Origin of the sequence: Streptococcus loxodontisalivarius, from assembly GCF_016908645.1 — a bacterium.
GTDB lineage: Bacteria > Bacillota > Bacilli > Lactobacillales > Streptococcaceae > Streptococcus > Streptococcus loxodontisalivarius.
Genome location: NZ_JAFBEH010000001.1, coordinates 135,345 through 154,262 on the forward strand (window position 1 = coordinate 135,345; position 18,918 = coordinate 154,262).

Sequence of the window (18,918 nt, forward strand, 5' to 3'; positions counted from 1 at the left end):
AAGTTATGAAAAATTCAGATCTTGAAAAACAATTAACCTCCCCTTCTAAGAACTCACGTTTAGAGAAGTTAGGGAAGTACCTGACATTTTTCTGTCTGGGATTGATTGTTTTCATCGTAGCAATGATTTTGATCTTCGTTGCTCAAAAAGGGCTATCTACATTCTTCGTGAATGGGGTTAATCCTTTCAGTTTCCTCTTCGGTACTAAGTGGGAGCCATCTTCTGGTATCTTTGGTGCCCTCCCAATGATTATGGGATCTTTCATTGTCACAATCTTGTCAGCCTTGATTGCGACTCCGATTGCCATCGGTGCAGCTGTCTTTATGACAGAAGTATCACCTAAGTATGGTGCGAAAATTTTGCAACCTGCTATCGAGCTTCTTACAGGTATTCCATCAGTTGTTTATGGATTTATCGGTTTGCAAGTTATCGTTCCATTTACCCGTAGTATTTTCGGTGGGACTGGTTTTGGTATCTTGTCAGGTGTCTGTGTGCTTTTCGTTATGATTTTGCCAACAGTAACCTTTATGACAGTTGATAGTTTGAAGGCAGTACCTCGTCACTACAAGGAAGCTAGTCTTGCTATGGGTGCGACTCGTTGGCAAACAATCTGGCGTGTTATCCTTAATGCTGCACGTCCAGGTATCTTTACTGCGGTTGTCTTCGGTATGGCCCGTGCCTTCGGTGAAGCCTTGGCAATCCAAATGGTTGTTGGTAACTCAGCGATTCTTCCAACATCATTGATAGAGCCAGCATCAACATTGACATCTGTTTTGACAATGGGTATCGGTAACACAGTTATGGGAACTGTTCAAAATAATGTTCTCTGGTCATTGGCCTTGGTTCTCTTGATTATGAGCCTTGCCTTTAATACATTGATTAAATTTATTACAAGAGAGAGAAAGAGAAATTATGAACGCTAAAAAAATTGATAAACTGGCAACAGGTATTCTCTATACGATTGCTGGAGTTATTGTGATTATCTTGGCATCTCTTTTGCTTTATATTTTGGCAAATGGTCTGCCACACATTAGTTGGAGTTTCTTGACTGGTAAGTCATCATCATACCAAGCAGGTGGTGGTATCGGAATTCAACTTTACAATTCCTTCTTCTTGCTAGTGATTACACTTCTGATTTCAGTTCCTCTTTCACTTGGAGCTGGTATCTACCTTTCAGAGTATGCTAAAAAAGGTCGTTTGACTAACTTTATCCGTACCTGTATTGAAATCTTGTCATCTTTGCCATCAGTTGTTGTAGGTCTCTTTGGTTACTTGATCTTCGTTGTGCAATTTGAGTATGGATTCTCAATCATCTCTGGTGCCTTGGCGCTTACTGTTTTCAACCTGCCACAGATGACTCGTAACGTTGAAGATAGTCTTCGTAATGTTCACCACACACAACGTGAAGCAGGGCTTGCTCTTGGTATCTCACGTTGGGAAACAGTAGTGCACGTTGTCGTGCCAGAGGCTCTTCCAGGTATCGTAACAGGTATCGTTCTTGCCTCAGGTCGTATCTTTGGTGAAGCTGCTGCCCTTATCTATACAGCTGGTCAATCAGCACCAGCCCTTGACTGGTCAAACTGGAATATTTTCAGTGTTACCAGTCCGATTTCAATCTTCCGTCAGGCTGAAACCTTGGCCGTTCATATTTGGAAGGTTAACAGTGAGGGAACTATTCCTGATGCGACAGCTGTTTCTCAAGGTAGTGCTGCAGTACTTTTGATTTTCATTTTGATTTTCAACTTGTCAGCTCGCTATATTGGTAAGAAACTTCACGAAAAACTAACATCAGCCTAAGGAGAAGTAATCATGGCAGAATACAATTGGGATGAAAGACATATCATTACTTTTCCAGAAGAAAAGCTAGCTCTTTCAACAAAAGATTTGCATGTTTATTATGGCGAGAAAGAAGCCATTAAAGGTATCGACATGCAATTTGAAAAAAATAAAATTACAGCCTTAATCGGTCCTTCAGGATGTGGGAAATCAACTTTCCTACGTAGCCTGAATCGTATGAATGATACCATTGATATTGCTAAAGTAACTGGCGAAATCCTTTTTGAGGGTATTGACGTTAATGCTCAAAATATCAATGTTTATGAAATGCGTAAGCATATTGGGATGGTTTTCCAAAGACCAAATCCATTTGCGAAATCAATCTATAAAAATATCACCTTCGCTCATGAGCGTGCAGGTGTTAAAGACAAGCAAGTCTTGGATGAGATTGTTGAGACTTCTCTCAAACAAGCTGCGCTTTGGGATCAGGTTAAGGATGATCTCCATAAGTCAGCCTTGACGCTATCAGGTGGACAGCAACAGCGTCTCTGCATTGCCAGAGCGATCTCTGTAAAACCTGATATTCTTCTTATGGATGAGCCAGCCTCAGCCCTTGACCCAATCGCTACCATGCAGTTGGAAGAAACCATGTTTGACTTGAAGAAGAATTATTCAATCATTATCGTGACGCACAACATGCAACAGGCTGCGCGTGCAAGTGACTACACCGCCTTCTTCTATCTTGGTGATTTGATTGAGTACGATAAGACTAAGAATATCTTCCAAAATGCCAAATTGCAGTCTACAAACGATTACGTTTCAGGACACTTTGGTTAATCAAGAAAGGAAGGAAATGATTCTCGGGTGAATTGAGTAAAACTTGATTCATCATAAGAGAGTTCTAAGATTACATATGACAGAACCTATTTTACAAGTGAGAGACCTATCGGTCTACTATAACAAGAAGAAGGCTCTCAATAACGTTTCTATGGATTTCCATCCTAATGAAATTACAGCCTTGATTGGACCATCTGGATCTGGGAAGTCAACCTTACTTCGCTCAATTAACCGAATGGGTGACTTGAATCCTGAGGTGACCTTGACTGGAGCGATTTCCTACAATGGTCACAATATCTACAGTCCTCGTACGGATACCGTAGAATTGCGTAAAGAAATTGGAATGGTTTTCCAACAACCTAATCCATTTCCTATGTCAATCTATGAAAATGTGGTCTATGGTTTGCGTATCAAAGGGATCAAGGATAAGGATGTTCTAGATCAAGCGGTAGAAGAATCTCTTCGCGGTGCTTCAATCTGGGATGAGGTTAAAGACCGTCTTCACGATTCAGCTGTTGGTCTATCAGGTGGACAGCAGCAACGTGTCTGTGTGGCGCGTGTTCTTGCGACAAGTCCTAAAATCATTCTATTGGACGAGCCAACTTCAGCCCTTGACCCAATTTCAGCTGGTAAGATTGAAGATACACTTTATGGTTTGAAGGACAAGTACACCATGCTTTTGGTGACACGTTCTATGCAACAAGCTTCGCGTATTTCTGATAAGACTGGTTTCTTCTTGGGTGGCGATTTGATTGAGTTTGGTGATACTAAACAAATGTTCCTTAATCCTAAGAATAAAGAGACAGAGGATTATATCACTGGTAAGTTTGGATAGATTCAAACTAGATTAGCGAAAGAAAAGAAAGAATAGATATGCTACGTACAAAGTTCGAAGAAGAATTAGATAAATTACATAATCAATTTTATGCTATGGGTACAGAAGTCTTGTCTCAAATTAACAAGACTGTACGTGCTTTTGTCAGTCACGACCGTGACTTGGCTAAAGAAGTTATCGCATCAGATGATGTGGTCAATGAGTATGAGTCAAAACTTGAGAAAAAATCTCTTGAGATTATTGCTCTTCAACAACCAGTTTCAACTGACCTTCGTACTGTAATCACAGTTTTGAAGGCTTCAAGTGATGTTGAGCGTATGGGTGACCACGCGTCAGCTATTGCCAAAGCAACTATCCGCATGAAAGGTGAAGAGCGCATCGAGGCGGTTGAAGTTGAAATCAAGAAGATGGGTAAAGCTGTTAAGCATATGGTAGAAGATGCACTTGATGCCTACCTTGCTGGTGATGCAGACCGTGCTTACGAAGTTGCTGCTACAGATGAAATCATTGATAACTATTTCAAAGATATTCAAACAATTGCAGTTGAAGCTATTCGTGAACAGCCAGAAGCTGCCTTTGCTGGTAAAGAGTACTTCCAAGTCTTGATGTACTTGGAACGTATCGGTGACTACGCACGTAATCTGTGTGAATGGGTTGTTTACCTTAATACTGGTAAAATCATCGAATTGTAATAAAAAATATGATATAATGGAGGTTGAGATGTTTAATTTCAATCTCTATTTTTATGCTTTGGACATATATGTCATGATAAAGGAGAATTATGAGCAAAGTAGAACGTTTAGTTGAAACATTTATCCCTGAAAATTATAATATTTTCTTGGATATCAGCCGTGCAGAAAAAACATTTACAGGTAATGTTGCCATTTCTGGTGAGGCTCTGGATAACGAAATCGCCCTACATCAAAAAGATTTGACGATTCAGTCAATCTTGTTAGATAATCAAGCCTTGGAATTCCAAATGGATAATGCCAATGAGGCTGTGCGTATTAACCTTCCTGAGACTGGAAGCATGACTCTAGTGATTGAGTTTGCTGGTAAAATCACTGATAATATGACAGGAATTTACCCATCATATTACACAGTGGATGGTGTCAAAAAAGAAGTTATCTCAACACAGTTTGAGAGTCACTTTGCCCGTGAAGCCTTTCCATGTATTGATGAACCTGAGGCTAAAGCGACCTTTGACTTCTCTGTAAAATTTGACCAAGAAGAGGGTGAAATCGCCCTTTCAAATATGCCTGAATGCAGTGCTGACCGCCGTCAAGAGACTGGTATTTGGACTTTCGAGACAACACCTCGTATGTCGTCTTACTTGCTCGCATTCGCACTAGGAGACTTGCAAGGCAAAACTGCAAAAACGAAGAATGGAACAGAAGTTGGTATCTTTGCAACTAAGGCACACCCTTCAACATCTTTAGATTTTGCTTTGGATATCGCTGTTCGTGTTATCGACTTCTATGAAGATTACTTTGGTGTTAAGTATCCAATCCCATTATCATATCATGTAGCTCTTCCTGACTTCTCAGCAGGAGCTATGGAAAACTGGGGACTTGTAACCTACCGTGAAGTTTACCTCTTAGTTGATGAAAATTCTACTGTTACAAGTCGCCAACAGGTTGCACTTGTTGTTGCTCATGAGCTTGCTCACCAATGGTTTGGTAATCTTGTAACAATGAAGTGGTGGGATGATCTTTGGTTGAATGAAAGCTTTGCTAATATGATGGAATACGTTTCTATCAATGCTATTGAGCCAAGCTGGAACATCTTTGAAGACTTCCAAACGACAGGTGTACCTGCTGCCCTTAAACGTGATGCGACTGATGGTGTTCAATCTGTTCACGTTGCTGTTAATCACCCAGATGAAATCAATACCCTCTTTGATGGTGCTATTGTTTACGCTAAGGGAAGCCGTCTGATGCACATGCTCCGCCGTTGGTTGGGAGATGAAGCCTTTGCAGCTGGTCTGAAGATTTACTTTGACCGCCACCAGTATGGTAACACTGTTGGTCGTGACCTTTGGAATGCTCTCTCAGAATCTTCAGGTAAAGATGTTGCTAGCTTTATGGATGCTTGGTTGGAGCAACCTGGTTATCCAGTCTTGACTGCTAAGGTTGAGAATGACAACTTGATTTTGTCACAAAATCAATTCTTTATCGGAGAAAATGAAGACAAAGGTCGTCTTTGGGAAATTCCGCTTAACGCTAACTGGTCTGGGCTCCCAGACACAATGGTAGAGCGAGAAGTAGTTATTCCAAACTTCAGCCAACTTGCTGCCCAAAATGAAGGTGCTCTTCGTTTCAATACTGAAAATACTGCTCACTATATTACTAACTACGAAGGCGAACTCTTGACTGCTCTTATGTCACAATTGACTGACTTGGATACAACATCTAAGTTGCAAGCAATTCAAGAACGTCGTCTATTGGCAGAGTCAGGTCGTATCTCATACGCTGGACTTGTTTCTATCTTGAAAGAGCTTGAGCATGAAGATTCTTATCTTGTTGCTTCAGCCATCAATCAGGTACTAGCTGGTTTGGAACGTTTTGTAGATGAAGATTCAGACACTGAAGTAGCTTATAACAATCTTGTAGTTGATATCTTCCGAGAAAACTTTGAACGTCTTGGTTTCCAAGCGAAGCCTGATGAGGCAGATGAAGATGAGATGGTACGCCAAATTGTCCTTTCTTATATGATTTCTGTGGGTAATGCAGAAGTTGCTAAAGAAGCGTCAGCTATTTACCAAGAGTACAAGACTAATATCGAAAACATTCCGGCTGCTATCCGTCAAGTTGTCTTGATTAACCAAATCAAGCAGGAAGACAGTCTGGAGCTTGCTCAATCATACTTGGATGCCTATGTTGCAACAAATGATAGTAATTTCCGTCGTCAGTTAGCCCGTGCGCTTTCAAATACTAAGAATCCAGAAACAATTGCCCTCGTTGTTGAACAATTCAAGAACAAGGATGTTATCAAACCTCAGGACTTGTCAATGTGGTATGCTGTTTTCTTGATGAAATCAGCTGCGCAAGAAACTGTCTGGACTTGGTCACGTGAAAACTGGTCATGGATTAAAGCTGCGCTTGGTGGCGACATGTCCTTCGATAGTTTTGTGGTTTACCCAGCTGCAACCTTTAAAACACAAGAGCGCTTGGACGAGTTCAAAGCCTTCTTTGAACCACAATTGGATGATTTGGCTATTAGCCGTAACATTTCAATGGGTCTTAAAGAAATTGCTGCGCGTATCCAGCTTGTTTCAACAGAAAAAGCAGCAGTTGAAGCAGCTTTGAAAGCTTAATAGTCAAAGAAAGAGGTTGAAAATTATTTCACCTCTTTTTGTTTGTTAAATCAAATTAAATTTAAGCTTTTAGCAAAAATTAAGCAAAGTCTGTTAGGATACTTTTAGGAAAAATAATACTCTTATTAAGATAAAATTTAGCGATCTTTAATGACTAGGACTCGCTACTAACATGATATAATGGAAAAAAGGAGATAGCTATGATTAAACTATTATTGGTGGAAGATGATTTAAGTCTTTCAAACTCAGTTTTTGATTTTTTGGATGATTTTGCAGATGTTATGCAGGTCTTTGATGGTGAAGAAGGACTCTACGAAGCTGAAAGTGGTGTCTATGACCTTATCCTTTTGGACTTGATGTTGCCTGAAAAAAATGGTTTCCAAGTTTTGAAAGAATTGCGTGAAAAAGGTGTAACAACACCTGTTCTTATCATGACTGCCAAAGAAAGTCTTGATGATAAGGGGCATGGTTTTGAGTTGGGAGCAGATGACTATCTCACAAAACCTTTCTATTTGGAAGAGTTGAAGATGCGTATCCAGGCTCTTTTGAAACGTTCTGGTAAGTTGACTGACAACAATCTTACTTATGGTGATATTGTTATCAATACTTCAACAAATGTAACAACAGTCAATGATGTTGAAGTGGAACTTTTAGGTAAGGAATTTGATCTCTTGGTTTATTTCCTTCAAAATCAAAATGTTATTCTACCTAAAACACAGATTTTTGATCGTCTCTGGGGATTTGATAGTGATACAACAATTTCAGTTGTAGAAGTTTATGTTTCAAAGATTCGTAAAAAACTTAAAGGGACTAAATTCGCTGAAAATCTTCAAACCTTGCGTAGTGTGGGATATATTCTAAAAGATGCTGAATAAGTTATATAAGAAAACCAAGTCAGAGAATTTCTCTTCCTTTCTACATTTTTTAGCTGTCTTTACTGGTATCTTTGTCATTATGACAGTCATTATCCTAAACGTCTTGCGTTACGGGCTTTATACGACAGTTGACACCTCTCTTGAGGCTAGCAGTCAAAACGCCAATGACTATGTTACCATGTCTATGATGCGCAGCTATGAAACTCAGTCGGGAACCAGTTCGGATGGCAGTACAGCTCCTAGCAGCTCATCTAGCAGCTCGGCTTCTTCCAGCTCTGATAAAAGTTACCGCGATCTTTTCAAACCAACAACGACTGCAAATACGAGCTATCTGATTTACGATAAGGATGGTAATATCCTTAATGGTAATCTCTTCGATGTCTTTTCAACTGTTTCATCAATCAAGCTCAATAAGAAAAATCTCGGGCAGGTTTATTCGATTAAGGATGTTGAAAATAGTTATGGTTTGGTTGATAGTTACCACGCTATTACAGTTGCCGTTGATAATGAATTTTACGAAGATGCAGCCTATGTTACAATTGTTGTCAATACAACTCAGGTTGAGTCAACTAATGATCGCTATATTAAGATTATCATCATTGTCATGGCTACATTTTGGCTCATTTCTATTTTTGCTAGTGTTTATTTGGCAAAATGGAGTCGTAAACCGATTGTGGCTAGTTATGAAAAGCAGAAGGCTTTTGTTGAGAATGCCAGTCATGAATTGCGTACTCCCTTAGCGGTTCTGCAAAATCGTCTAGAGTCGCTTTTTAGAAAGCCTGATGCTACTATTTTGGATAATAGCGAAAGCATCGCAGCTAGTTTAGATGAGGTTCGTAACATGCGTATCCTGACGACTAATCTTCTGAATCTAGCACGAAGAGATGATGGTATTACGCCTGAAATTGTTGAATTGAAAGCAAGTTTCTTTGATGATATTTTTGAAAACTATGAAATGATTGCAGAAGAAGCTGATAAGATTTTTATTAGTTCAAATACAGTTAGTCGTGACTTTAAGTCTGATAAAACCTTGCTCAAGCAATTGATGACTATTCTATTTGATAATGCGGTTAAATATACCGAAGACGATGGTCAGATTGCTATCAGCGTGTCATCAACAGAAAAAAATCTCTTCATCCGAGTTTCAGATAATGGACCTGGAATCTCAGATGAAGATAAGAAGAAAATTTTTGATCGTTTCTACCGTGTTGATAAGGCAAGAACGCGTCAAAAAGGCGGTTTTGGATTAGGTCTATCCTTAGCAAAACAAATTGTAGATTCCCTAAAAGGACAAATCACCGTTAAAGATAACGATCCTAAAGGGACTATCTTTGAAGTGAAATTATAAAAAATAACCACAGCCTTTTGTCTGTGGTTTTTTGCGGTAAACTATTTCTGTTTATTCGATGTGTTTTAAAAATTGATCAATCTCTTTCTGTGAACGCAGGATGATACATTTTGAACTATAATCACGACAAATCTGCTTATACATTTGCTGCCTCTGAGGATTTCTGGAATCAAAGAGAATGAATTTTAGGAAAGCCCAGTCGATCTTTTCTTGGCAATTTGCTGCAGCTGACGGTCTGACCTTTCCGTGATATTTGGCGTAACGCTTTAAAATTCTAAAAAGTGATGTCAGTCTATTGAATTTGAGATAGATAATCTTATCAGCAGCCTCAAGTCTTTCCTGAAAGCAGTAGCGACTATAAACGCCTTCGATGACCCAATGGTCATTTTTTTCTAGAAATGTGTGAATATCACTTGTAATTGCTGTATTCTCTCTAAATTGCCAATTATCTTTAAAAGCTATCTGATCAAGGTGAAGGCATGGAAGTTCTAGTTTTTTAGAGAGGTTTTGGGCTAGTGTTGACTTTCCAGCGCCGCTATGTCCGATAATCATTAGTTTCATAATCAGTCCTCGAAGGTAAAAAGAAAAACCTCAGATGAGGTTTTCAATTATTTAGCTAATTTAGCTGCAAGACGTGATTTGTCGCGGCTTGCTTTGTTTTTGTGAATCAAACCTTTTGTTTCAGCTTTATCGATAACTGCAGATGCAGCGCGGTAAAGTTCTTCAGTTGGGTTAGCTTCAAATGCTTTGATAGCAGTACGCATAGCTGATTTTTGTGCTGAGTTTTTTTCGTTTTGTTTAACGTTAAGTTCAGCGCGTTTGATAGCTGATTTAATATTTGCCAATGTTTTCACCTCCATATTAATCTAACTATATCAGTATATAAAATTTTTAGACGTTTGGCAAGTCTTTCGCTGAAAAACCTTATTTTTTCAACAAAATATAGTCAATCTTATGATCGTGAGCCTTATGAAGAATGACATCAGCACGATTTCTCGTAGGCTCAATATAGGTTTCAAGATTGATGAGATTGATGGTTTTCCAGGTATTTTTACCAATAGCTAGCGCTTCAGTTCGAGGCATCTGAGTAAATTGATGGTAATGATTGCTGCTGTCATACTGGGCTAAATTAAGCAGTTTTTCAAATCTTTCTAGGTACCAGTGTTCGATATTTTCAACTTCAGCATCAATATAGATAGAGAAATCGAAGTAATCATTGACATAGAGGCGTTCGTTCTGTGGTGTTTGAAAGACATTAATCCCTTCTACAATGATAAAATCTGCCTGGGGAATAGTCTGAAATTGATCAGGAACAATATTGTAAATCTCATGAGAATAGATCGGAATCTTTGCAGCGCTGCCATTTTTAACAGTGTCTAGAAAGTTGAGTAGCAGAGGCATATCGTAGCTCTCAGGGAAGCCCTTACGGTGGAGAATACCGTTGTCCTTCAAAACTTGGTTAGGATAGAGAAAGCCATCGGTTGTTACCAATTCGACGGTAGCATCTTTGAAAATGCGTTGTAGGAGTAGCTGGATAAGACGGCTAGTTGTTGATTTACCAACTGCAACTGATCCAGAAACACCGATGATGAAAGGTCTTTTATAGTCGTTTTTTTGGAGGAAGATACTTTTTGAAAATGCTAGGTCTTCGATTGATTTTTTATAGATACGAATCAGATTTATCAAGGGAAGATAGATATCGGTAACGTCTTGAATACTGATTTTATCATTTAAACTTTTTAAAGAATCAAGTTCTTGACTAGTCAAAAGTGGTTTGGACTCTTGATGAAGTCTCTGCCAGGTTTGACGTGAAATTTCTTGAAAATTGATAAATTCATTTAGCATAGTTTCCTCCTTGTATGCAGGTCATTATACCATTTTTTAGACTTGTTGAAAACATTTTCATAGAAATAGAAATTTCAAGTTATTTGTGGTAAAATATTATTTGAAGTTTAAAGTTAGAATGTGTAGGAAAAAAGATGGCAAACATGTATTATGCTGAAAATCCAGATACGGCTCATGACATTCATGACCTGTCAGTAACTTTGTTGGGGACATCCTTTCATTTTTTGACTGACGCGGGTGTTTTTTCGAAAAAGATGATTGATTTCGGAAGTCAAGTTCTCCTTAACTGTCTTCAATTCAACCAAGGAGACAGTGTTCTAGATCTAGGATGTGGATATGGACCGCTAGGCATCTCGCTTGCTAAGGTACAAGGTGTTCAAGCAACTATGGTCGATATCAATAACAGAGCCATCGATTTAGCCAAGAAAAATGCAGAGCGAAATGGTGTAGAGGCGCAAATCTTCCAATCTAACATCTACGAAGAGGTCGAAGGGGAGTTCAATCATATCATCAGCAATCCTCCTATCAGGGCAGGTAAGCAGGTTGTTCATACGATTATCGAAGAGGCCTTCGACTATTTGAAGGCCGATGGTGATTTGACCATTGTTATCCAGAAAAAACAAGGGGCTCCAAGTGCTAAGGCCAAGATGGAAGATGTTTTTGGAAATGTAGAGACTGTGAAGAAAGATAAGGGTTACTACATCCTTAGAAGTAGGAAAGACTAATGCGTGCAGTAGATTTAATTCAGAAAAAAAGAGATGGTCTTGAATTGAGCACTGAGGAAATCCAGTGGTTGATTGAAGGTTATACAGATGGCTACGTTCCTGATTATCAGATGTCAGCGCTAGCTATGGCCATTTACTTTAAAGGCATGACCATGCGTGAGACACGTGATATGACTATGGCTATGGTGGCTTCGGGACAGCAGATCGATCTATCTGCCATTGCGGGTGTTAAAACAGACAAGCACTCGACTGGTGGTGTCGGTGATAAAGTTACTTTGATTTTAGCTCCTCTGGTTGCTAGTTTTGGTGTTCCAGTTGCCAAGATGAGTGGACGAGGTCTAGGTCACACTGGTGGTACTATCGATAAATTGGAATCTATCAAAGGCTATCAAATTGAGAGAAGTCAGGAAGACTTTATCAAGCAGGTTCAGGAGATTGGGTTATCAGTTATTGGTCAATCTGACAATCTAGTTAAGGCAGATAAGCTTCTCTATGCTTTGCGTGATGTGACGGCTACTGTTGATATCATTCCCTTGATTGCTAGTTCTGTTATGAGTAAGAAAATCGCTGCTGGTGCTGATAGCATCCTCTTGGATGTGACAGTCGGCGACGGCGCCTTTATGAAAACCATCGAGGAAGCAGAAGAACTGTCACGCACCATGGTTGATCTTGGTAAAGAGGTTGGCCGCAAGACCGTGGCGGTCATAACAGATATGAGTCAGCCTGTTGGACGTGCTATCGGTAACCGTCTGGAGGTGCTTGAAGCTTTAGAAATTATGCAAGGCAAGGGACGTGCAGATGTAACAGAGTTTATCTGTGACTTGGCTCAGATTATGTTGGGGCTTGCAGGTGTTGAGAAGTCTCTTGAGGAGATTGAGGATCATTTGGTCAATGGCAGAGCTCTTGAAAAGTTTGAAGCCATGGTTCAGGCTCAAGGTGGTGACCTAGAAGATTTACACCGTCCATCAGCTGCGCCTGTTGTGACATCTATCTATGCTGAAGAAGATGGTTTTATCACAGAATTGCCAGCCTTAGAATTCGGACTCTTTGCTATGAAATTAGGTGCTGGTCGAGCTGTAAAAACCGACCCTTTGGATTATGAAGCTGGAATAGTGTTCGAGAAAAAGGTCGGAGATGCTGTGAAAACGGGTGATTTAGTCGCCAAAATTTATTCAAACGAAAAAATTAGCCAAAATGGGCTTACAGAATTCCAAAAAAATGTTAAAATAGGTGGAGTGCAAATGAAACCTAAAGAAATCATAAAAATTATTTCTTAGTTAGGGGATATCATGAACTTAAATCACTATATTGATCACACACTCTTGAAACCAGAGAGTACACAAGATCAAATTAAATCATTAATTGAAGAAGCAAAAGCCTACGAATTTGCTAGTGTTTGCCTAAACCCAACTTGGGTGGCCTACGCAGCTAAGGAATTAGAGGAATCTCCTGTTAAAGTATGTACCGTTATTGGATTTCCTTTAGGAGCTACGACATCTGATGTTAAAGCTTTTGAAACCAAAACGGCTATTGCAAACGGTGCAGATGAAGTTGATATGGTTATCAATATTGGTGCTTTGAAATCTGGTCAGACTGATCTTGTAAGAGAAGATATCCAAGCTGTTGTTGATGCAAGTGGTGATAAACTGGTTAAAGTTATTATTGAAACTTGTCTTTTAACTGATGATGAGAAGGTTCTCGCTTGTCAGTTAGCAAAAGAAGCAGGAGCTGATTTTGTCAAAACATCTACAGGATTTTCAACTGCAGGAGCTAATGTTGCTGACTTGAAATTGATGCGTCAAACAGTTGGACCAGATATGGGAGTTAAGGCTGCTGGAGGTGCGCGTTCTTACGAGGATGCCTTGGCCTTTATTGAAGCTGGTGCAACTCGTATTGGAACATCAGCAGGTGTTGCCATCATGAAAGGACAAGTCAATGACACAGACTACTGATTTGATTCAAGCAGCAGTTGAAGCAAGTCAATCAGCCTATGTGCCTTATTCTAAGTTCCCAGTTGGAGCTGCCTTGAAAATGTCTGATGATCATATTTTCAAAGGTTGTAATATTGAAAATGCTAGCTTTGGTTTGACCAATTGTGCTGAACGCACAGCGATTTTCAAAGCTATATCTGAAGGACGTAAGGATTTCTCAGAAATTGCCATTTATGGTGAAACTGCGGATCCTATTTCACCTTGTGGAGCTTGTCGTCAGGTAATGGTTGAATTTTTTGAAAAAGATACCAAGGTAACATTGATTGCTAAAAATGGTAAGACGGTCGAGATGACGGTCGGGGAGTTACTTCCATATTCATTTACGGACTTAACATAAGTCTGTATCTATTGGTAAAGTCGCAACCAGGGTGTTGCAAAGAAGTTTTTTTAGGGAGGTTCATTTTGATGAACAAGAAACTTATTGGTTTGGGTCTTGTTGCTGCGGCAGCATTGACACTTGGTGCATGTAGCCGTTCTAACTCTTCATCTAGCTCAGATTCAAGCGTTAAAGCAGCTATCGTTACTGATACTGGTGGTGTTGATGATAAATCATTCAACCAATCAGCATGGGAAGGTCTTCAAGCTTGGGGTAAAGAAAACAACTTTACTAAAGACTCTGAATACACATATTTCCAATCAGATTCTGAATCAGACTATGCAACTAACCTTGATTCAGCAGTATCAAAAGGTTACAATCTTATCTTTGGTATCGGTTATGCCCTTCACGATGCAGTTGAAGAGTCAGCTAAATCAAACTCAGATGTAAACTTTGTTATTGTTGATGACGTTGTTGAACAAGATAACGTTGAAAGTGTTCTCTTTGCCGATAACGAAGGTGCCTACCTTGCAGGTATTGCTGCGGCTAAACAAACTAAAACGAAAAAAGTTGGTTTCGTTGGTGGTGTAACTTCTGACACAATCACTCGTTTCGAAGCTGGTTTCAAAGCTGGTGTAGCTTCTGTTGATAGCTCAATCGAAGTTCAAGTACAATACGCAGAAAGCTTCTCAGATTCAGCTAAAGGTAAAACAATCGCTGCAACTATGTACTCATCAGGTGCTGATGTAATCTATCACGCTGCTGGTGGTACTGGTACAGGTGTCTTCTCACAAGCTAAAGAAATTAACGAAAAACTTCCTGCAGATTCAGACAAGAAAGTTTGGGTTATCGGTGTTGACCGTGACCAATCAGCTGAGGGTGACTATACTTCATCTGATAACAAAGATTCAAACTTCGTATTGACATCTACAATTAAAGAAGTTGGTACTGTTGTTAAAGATATCGCTAATGGTCAACTTGATGGTGATGATTTTGCCGGTGGCACTACTAAGACTTACGGTCTTAAAGATAAAGGTGTTGATATCGTAACAACTAACTTGTCAGATGATATCAAAACAGCAGTAGAACAAGCTAAACAAGATATCATCGATGGTAAAATTACTGTTGACGACGGTCTTTCAAACTAAACGTCGTTCCTGAAAAGCGGCCCTAGCGGTCGTTTTTTTCAAAGCTGAGACATTTTTGTCTCAGTAAAGAGAATCACATTTTGGTTCTCTTTACTGACATAAAAATTATTCTTGAAAGGAATTAGTATGACAAAGGAACATGTCATTGAAATGCGTAACATCACCAAAAAATTTGGTGAGTTCGTAGCGAATGACCAGATTAATCTGGATGTCAGACCGGGTGAAATTCATGCCCTTCTCGGTGAGAATGGTGCAGGGAAATCAACCCTGATGAATATGCTAGCGGGTCTTCTTGAACCGACTAGTGGTGAGATTTTAGTGAATGGGGAAGTCGTTTCAATCGATTCTCCATCAAAAGCGAGAAAGCTTGGTATTGGTATGGTGCACCAGCACTTTATGCTTGTTGAAGCTTTCACAGTTGCTGAAAATATCATCCTAGGCTCAGAAGTAACAAAAGCTGGTGGCGTTCTTGATCTCAAAAAGGCAACTAAAGACATTAAAGAACTTTCTGAAAAGTATGGCTTGGCGATTGATCCAACAGCTAAGATTTCAGATATCTCAGTCGGTGCTCAACAGCGTGTTGAAATCTTGAAAACACTTTACCGTGGAGCAGATATTTTGATTTTCGATGAACCGACAGCGGTTCTTACCCCTTCTGAAATCGAAGAACTTCTTAATATTATGAAGTCGCTTGTTAAAGAAGGAAAATCAATTATTCTGATTACCCACAAACTGGATGAAATTCGTGCAGTTTCTGATCGTGTAACTGTTATTCGTCGTGGTAAGTCTATTGAAACAGTAACTATCGAAGGATCTACAAACGAGGACCTTGCTGAAATGATGGTTGGTCGTTCAGTTTCTTTCAAAACTGAAAAAATCGCTTCAAATCCTAAAAAAGTTGTTCTTTCTATCAAAGACTTGGTTGTTAATGAAAACCGTGGAGTTCCAGCTGTAAAAAATCTTTCTCTAGATGTTAGAGCTGGTGAAATTGTTGGTATCGCTGGTATTGATGGTAATGGTCAGACAGAACTTATTGAAGCTATTACTGGACTTCGTAAGGTTAAATCTGGAGATATTACAATCAAAGGACAGTCGATTACTAATATGTCAACTCGTCAGATTACAGAGTTGAGTGTTGGACATATTCCTGAGGACCGTCACCGTGATGGTATGATTTTGGAAATGACTGTCGCTGAAAACATCGCTCTTCAAACCTACTACAAACAGCCAAACTCTAAAAATGGTATCTTGAATTATTCTTACATTAACGAGAAAGCTCGTCAATTGATGGAAGAATTCGATGTCCGTGGGGCTGGTGAGTTGATTGCAGGTGGTGATCTTTCTGGTGGTAACCAGCAAAAGGCTGTTATCGCTCGTGAAATTGACCGCGATCCAGAATTATTGATTGTCAGTCAACCAACACGTGGACTTGATGTCGGTGCGATTGAATACATTCGTAAACGTATTATCGGTGAGCGTGACAAAGGTAAGGCTGTCGTTGTTGTGAGTTTCGAATTAGATGAAATTCTTGATATGTCAGATAGAATTGCCGTTATTTACGATGGTTCTATCCAAGGTATCTTAGATCCTGCTCAAACCAATAAACAAGAACTTGGTATGCTTATGGCAGGTGGACAATTGAATAAGGAGGGTGCAAATGTCTAAGAAAACTCAAAGTTGGGCAGTACCTCTTATCGCTGTCCTACTAGGTATGCTATTAGGAGCAATCCTGATGCTTGCCTTTGGCTATGATCCTTACTGGGCTTACGTTGACTTGTTTAACACTGCCTTTGGTTCTGTCAAAAATATTGGTGAAATTCTTCGAGCGATGGGTCCACTGATCTTGATTGCTCTAGGTTTCTCGGTTGCTTCAAAAGCAGGTTTCTTCAACGTTGGTCTGCCAGGTCAGGCCTTGGCAGGATGGACTGCCTCTGTTTGGTTTGCATTGTCATTCCCTGATCTTCCACGTTTTGTATCAATCATCTGTACTGTTTTAGTTGGTTTGATTGCAGGTGGTATCGCAGGTGCAATTCCAGGTATCCTTCGTGCCTATCTTGGAACAAGTGAAGTTATCGTGACGATTATGATGAACTACATCATCCTATACTCAGCGAACGCTATTGTTCGTGATGGCTTCCCAGATTCATTCATGCGTTCATCTGAGGCGACAAACAAGGTTTCTGAGGCAGCTTCTTATCAGCTGGGTTGGTTTGACGGATCTCGCTTTAACATCGGTTTCTTCCTTGCCTTAATTGCAGTTGCACTTATATGGTTCATGATGAAGAAAACAACCACAGGTTACGAAATTACTGCTGTTGGTCTTAACCCACATGCTGCCGAGTATGCAGGGATGTCTTCAAAACGTGTTATCGTTATGTCAATGATTATCTCTGGTGCTTTAGCTGGTCTTGGTGGTACTGTCGAAGGACTTGGTACTTTTGAAAATGCCTATGTCCAAACAAGTTCTCTGAGTATTGGTTGGGATGGTATGGCTGTTGCTCTACTTGCTTCAAATTCACCAATCGGTATTCCATTTGCAGCTCTCCTCTATGGAGTTCTATCAATTGGTAAGACTGGTATGATTGGTGTGCCATCTGAGGTTATCGATGTTGTGTCAGCCTTGATCATCTTCTTTGTTGGTGCTAACTACATCATCAAATACTATCTTCAACCTCGTAAAAAAGCAGTAAAAGGAGGTAAAAACTAAGATGAGTTTTACAACTATTCTAACCCTATTAGTTTCTTCTATGCTTATCTACTCTGCGCCTTTGATTTTCACAAGTATCGGTGGTACTTTCTCAGAGCGTGGTGGTATTGTTAACGTTGGTCTTGAAGGAATTATGGTCATGGGAGCCTTCTCTGGAGTTGTCTTCAATAACTTCTTTGCAGATTCTCTTGGCAAAGCAACACCTTGGATTGCAGCCTTGGTAGCCGGTGTTGTCGGTATCTTGTATTCATTGATTCACGCAGTTGCGACAGTTAATTTCCGTGCAGACCATGTTGTCTCAGGTACGGTTCTTAACTTGATTGCACCATCACTTGCTGTCTTCTTGACACGTGTTATCTACGGTGCAGGTCAAACATCAACCATTGAAGCAACTTTTGGACGTTACTCATTCCCAATTTTGAAAGATATTCCATTTATCGGTGAGATTTTCTTTGATAATACGTCCCTTGTAGCTTATGTGGCTATCCTTGTTGCATTTATCTCTTGGTATATTATCTTCAAAACTCGCTTTGGTTTGCGTCTACGTTCTGTTGGTGAACATCCGCAAGCGGCAGATACTTTGGGGATCAATGTTTATCGTATGCGTTACTATGGTGTTATGATTTCAGGTTTCCTTGGTGGTGTTGGTGGTGCTGTTTATGCACAATCAATCTCAACGAACTTTGCGGTAACAACAATCGCTGGACCTGGTTTCATCGCTCTTGCGGCAATGATTTTTGGTCGTTGGAATCCAATCGGAGCTATGCTGTCAAGTCTCTTCTTTGGGCTTTCACAGTCTCTTGCTATTATCGGAAGTCAGATTCCTGGGCTTTCAAGCATTCCATCAGTTTACCTTCAAATCGCACCTTATGTATTGACTATCCTTGTCTTAGCAGCCTTCTTTGGAAAAGCTGTCGCACCTAAGGCAGATGGTATCAACTACATTAAGTCTAAATAATAAAACACACAAAAGGTTGAGGGCACTAGCCCCCACAAATGAGACACAAGAAAAAACACTTCTGTTGAAATCTAGTAAACTAGAAACAGGAGTGTTTTGTTATGGTCAAAAAAGCTTATTCAGTGGAAACGAAGTTAGCCTGTATCGAAATGAAAAAGGCAGGTAAATCCAACAAGGTTATCATGGAGACCTTAGGTATCAAAAATGTTAGTCAGGTAAAGACCTGGTGGCGATGGTACAA

19 protein-coding genes and 1 pseudogene are annotated in these 18,918 nt (G+C 39.8%); 17 read left to right on the forward strand and 3 right to left on the reverse strand.

Annotated elements, in window-relative coordinates:
* The first annotated feature begins 5 nt into the window (after window positions 1-5).
* The 8 genes from pstC (at window position 6) to JOC28_RS00690 (ending at window position 8,987) form a co-directional block, all read left to right on the forward strand.
* Window positions 6-923, forward strand: coding sequence for a phosphate ABC transporter permease subunit PstC (pstC, locus tag JOC28_RS00655; RefSeq protein WP_205008715.1), 918 nt, complete (start codon window positions 6-8; stop codon window positions 921-923).
* Window positions 913-1,797, forward strand: a complete 885-nt coding sequence (gene pstA, locus JOC28_RS00660; protein WP_205008716.1) for a phosphate ABC transporter permease PstA — start codon at window positions 913-915, stop codon at window positions 1,795-1,797. Before pstC ends, pstA begins: the two co-directional genes overlap by 11 nt.
* A gap of 12 nt (window positions 1,798-1,809) precedes the next feature.
* Complete coding sequence (pstB, locus tag JOC28_RS00665; protein WP_205008717.1) at window positions 1,810-2,613, forward strand: phosphate ABC transporter ATP-binding protein PstB; 804 nt, start codon at window positions 1,810-1,812, stop codon at window positions 2,611-2,613.
* Window positions 2,614-2,689: 76 nt separating this feature from the next.
* Window positions 2,690-3,448: a phosphate ABC transporter ATP-binding protein PstB gene (gene pstB, locus JOC28_RS00670; RefSeq protein WP_205008718.1), complete on the forward strand. Its 759-nt coding sequence runs from the start codon at window positions 2,690-2,692 to the stop codon at window positions 3,446-3,448.
* Between the two features lie 38 nt (window positions 3,449-3,486).
* Window positions 3,487-4,140 (forward strand): phosphate signaling complex protein PhoU, encoded by a 654-nt coding sequence (gene phoU, locus JOC28_RS00675; protein WP_205008719.1) that lies wholly within the window; start codon window positions 3,487-3,489, stop codon window positions 4,138-4,140.
* Window positions 4,141-4,229: 89 nt separating this feature from the next.
* Complete coding sequence (locus tag JOC28_RS00680) at window positions 4,230-6,764, forward strand: M1 family metallopeptidase (RefSeq protein ID WP_205008720.1); 2,535 nt, start codon at window positions 4,230-4,232, stop codon at window positions 6,762-6,764.
* A 200-nt stretch (window positions 6,765-6,964) separates the two neighbouring features.
* Window positions 6,965-7,639 (forward strand): response regulator transcription factor, encoded by a 675-nt coding sequence (locus tag JOC28_RS00685; protein ID WP_205008721.1) that lies wholly within the window; start codon window positions 6,965-6,967, stop codon window positions 7,637-7,639.
* On the forward strand, window positions 7,629-8,987 hold the full coding sequence (locus JOC28_RS00690) for a sensor histidine kinase (protein WP_205008722.1): 1,359 nt from the start codon (window positions 7,629-7,631) through the stop codon (window positions 8,985-8,987). The genes JOC28_RS00685 and JOC28_RS00690 overlap by 11 nt, the downstream gene beginning before the upstream one ends.
* A gap of 51 nt (window positions 8,988-9,038) precedes the next feature.
* Here JOC28_RS00690 and JOC28_RS00695 read toward each other — a convergent pair whose 3' ends face one another.
* The 3 genes from JOC28_RS00695 to coaA form a co-directional block, all read right to left on the reverse strand.
* The gene (locus tag JOC28_RS00695; RefSeq protein ID WP_205008723.1) at window positions 9,039-9,548 is read right to left on the reverse strand and encodes a P-loop NTPase family protein; all 510 of its coding nucleotides are present in this window, start codon (window positions 9,546-9,548) and stop codon (window positions 9,039-9,041) included.
* Between the two features lie 47 nt (window positions 9,549-9,595).
* Entirely contained in the window at window positions 9,596-9,847 is a 252-nt protein-coding gene (gene rpsT / locus JOC28_RS00700) for a 30S ribosomal protein S20 (RefSeq protein WP_205008724.1), read from the reverse strand.
* A gap of 64 nt (window positions 9,848-9,911) precedes the next feature.
* Window positions 9,912-10,832 (reverse strand): type I pantothenate kinase, encoded by a 921-nt coding sequence (gene coaA / locus JOC28_RS00705; protein ID WP_205008725.1) that lies wholly within the window; start codon window positions 10,830-10,832, stop codon window positions 9,912-9,914.
* A gap of 134 nt (window positions 10,833-10,966) precedes the next feature.
* Between coaA and JOC28_RS00710 the strand changes: the two genes are divergently transcribed.
* From JOC28_RS00710 to JOC28_RS00750, 9 genes and pseudogenes are all read left to right on the forward strand, one after another.
* Window positions 10,967-11,557, forward strand: a complete 591-nt coding sequence (locus JOC28_RS00710) for a class I SAM-dependent methyltransferase (protein ID WP_205008726.1) — start codon at window positions 10,967-10,969, stop codon at window positions 11,555-11,557.
* Window positions 11,557-12,834 (forward strand): pyrimidine-nucleoside phosphorylase, encoded by a 1,278-nt coding sequence (locus JOC28_RS00715; RefSeq protein WP_205008727.1) that lies wholly within the window; start codon window positions 11,557-11,559, stop codon window positions 12,832-12,834. The genes JOC28_RS00710 and JOC28_RS00715 overlap by 1 nt, the downstream gene beginning before the upstream one ends.
* Before the next feature lie 12 nt (window positions 12,835-12,846).
* Window positions 12,847-13,509, forward strand: coding sequence for a deoxyribose-phosphate aldolase (deoC, locus tag JOC28_RS00720; RefSeq protein ID WP_205008728.1), 663 nt, complete (start codon window positions 12,847-12,849; stop codon window positions 13,507-13,509).
* Entirely contained in the window at window positions 13,493-13,885 is a 393-nt protein-coding gene (locus JOC28_RS00725; protein WP_205008729.1) for a cytidine deaminase, read from the forward strand. The genes deoC and JOC28_RS00725 overlap by 17 nt, the downstream gene beginning before the upstream one ends.
* A 68-nt stretch (window positions 13,886-13,953) precedes the next feature.
* Window positions 13,954-15,012 (forward strand): BMP family lipoprotein, encoded by a 1,059-nt coding sequence (locus JOC28_RS00730; protein WP_205008730.1) that lies wholly within the window; start codon window positions 13,954-13,956, stop codon window positions 15,010-15,012.
* Between the two features lie 126 nt (window positions 15,013-15,138).
* Window positions 15,139-16,677: an ABC transporter ATP-binding protein gene (locus tag JOC28_RS00735; protein ID WP_205008731.1), complete on the forward strand. Its 1,539-nt coding sequence runs from the start codon at window positions 15,139-15,141 to the stop codon at window positions 16,675-16,677.
* The gene (locus JOC28_RS00740) at window positions 16,670-17,719 is read left to right on the forward strand and encodes an ABC transporter permease (protein ID WP_205008732.1); all 1,050 of its coding nucleotides are present in this window, start codon (window positions 16,670-16,672) and stop codon (window positions 17,717-17,719) included. The genes JOC28_RS00735 and JOC28_RS00740 overlap by 8 nt, the downstream gene beginning before the upstream one ends.
* A gap of 1 nt (window position 17,720) precedes the next feature.
* Window positions 17,721-18,677 (forward strand): ABC transporter permease, encoded by a 957-nt coding sequence (locus JOC28_RS00745; RefSeq protein WP_205008733.1) that lies wholly within the window; start codon window positions 17,721-17,723, stop codon window positions 18,675-18,677.
* A gap of 101 nt (window positions 18,678-18,778) precedes the next feature.
* Window positions 18,779-18,918 (forward strand): annotated as a pseudogene (locus JOC28_RS00750) (IS3 family transposase); the annotation flags it as partial.

Bases quoted from the DNA above. Each gene is read 5' to 3' on its own strand.
- JOC28_RS00680 (WP_205008720.1), top strand. From the start codon at position 4,230: ATGAGCAAAGTAGAACGTTTAGTTGAAACATTTATCCCTGAAAATTAT.
- JOC28_RS00690 (WP_205008722.1), top strand. From the start codon at position 7,629: ATGCTGAATAAGTTATATAAGAAAACCAAGTCAGAGAATTTCTCTTCC.
- JOC28_RS00725 (WP_205008729.1), top strand. From the start codon at position 13,493: ATGACACAGACTACTGATTTGATTCAAGCAGCAGTTGAAGCAAGTCAA.
- phoU (WP_205008719.1), top strand. From the start codon at position 3,487: ATGCTACGTACAAAGTTCGAAGAAGAATTAGATAAATTACATAATCAA.
- pstC (WP_205008715.1), top strand. From the start codon at position 6: ATGAAAAATTCAGATCTTGAAAAACAATTAACCTCCCCTTCTAAGAAC.
- JOC28_RS00710 (WP_205008726.1), top strand. From the start codon at position 10,967: ATGGCAAACATGTATTATGCTGAAAATCCAGATACGGCTCATGACATT.
- JOC28_RS00730 (WP_205008730.1), top strand. From the start codon at position 13,954: ATGAACAAGAAACTTATTGGTTTGGGTCTTGTTGCTGCGGCAGCATTG.
- pstB (WP_205008717.1), top strand. From the start codon at position 1,810: ATGGCAGAATACAATTGGGATGAAAGACATATCATTACTTTTCCAGAA.
- pstB (WP_205008718.1), top strand. From the start codon at position 2,690: ATGACAGAACCTATTTTACAAGTGAGAGACCTATCGGTCTACTATAAC.
- JOC28_RS00735 (WP_205008731.1), top strand. From the start codon at position 15,139: ATGACAAAGGAACATGTCATTGAAATGCGTAACATCACCAAAAAATTT.
- coaA (WP_205008725.1), bottom strand. From the start codon at position 10,832: ATGCTAAATGAATTTATCAATTTTCAAGAAATTTCACGTCAAACCTGG.
- pstA (WP_205008716.1), top strand. From the start codon at position 913: ATGAACGCTAAAAAAATTGATAAACTGGCAACAGGTATTCTCTATACG.
- deoC (WP_205008728.1), top strand. From the start codon at position 12,847: ATGAACTTAAATCACTATATTGATCACACACTCTTGAAACCAGAGAGT.
- JOC28_RS00715 (WP_205008727.1), top strand. From the start codon at position 11,557: ATGCGTGCAGTAGATTTAATTCAGAAAAAAAGAGATGGTCTTGAATTG.
- JOC28_RS00695 (WP_205008723.1), bottom strand. From the start codon at position 9,548: ATGAAACTAATGATTATCGGACATAGCGGCGCTGGAAAGTCAACACTA.
- rpsT (WP_205008724.1), bottom strand. From the start codon at position 9,847: ATGGAGGTGAAAACATTGGCAAATATTAAATCAGCTATCAAACGCGCT.
- JOC28_RS00740 (WP_205008732.1), top strand. From the start codon at position 16,670: ATGTCTAAGAAAACTCAAAGTTGGGCAGTACCTCTTATCGCTGTCCTA.
- JOC28_RS00685 (WP_205008721.1), top strand. From the start codon at position 6,965: ATGATTAAACTATTATTGGTGGAAGATGATTTAAGTCTTTCAAACTCA.
- JOC28_RS00745 (WP_205008733.1), top strand. From the start codon at position 17,721: ATGAGTTTTACAACTATTCTAACCCTATTAGTTTCTTCTATGCTTATC.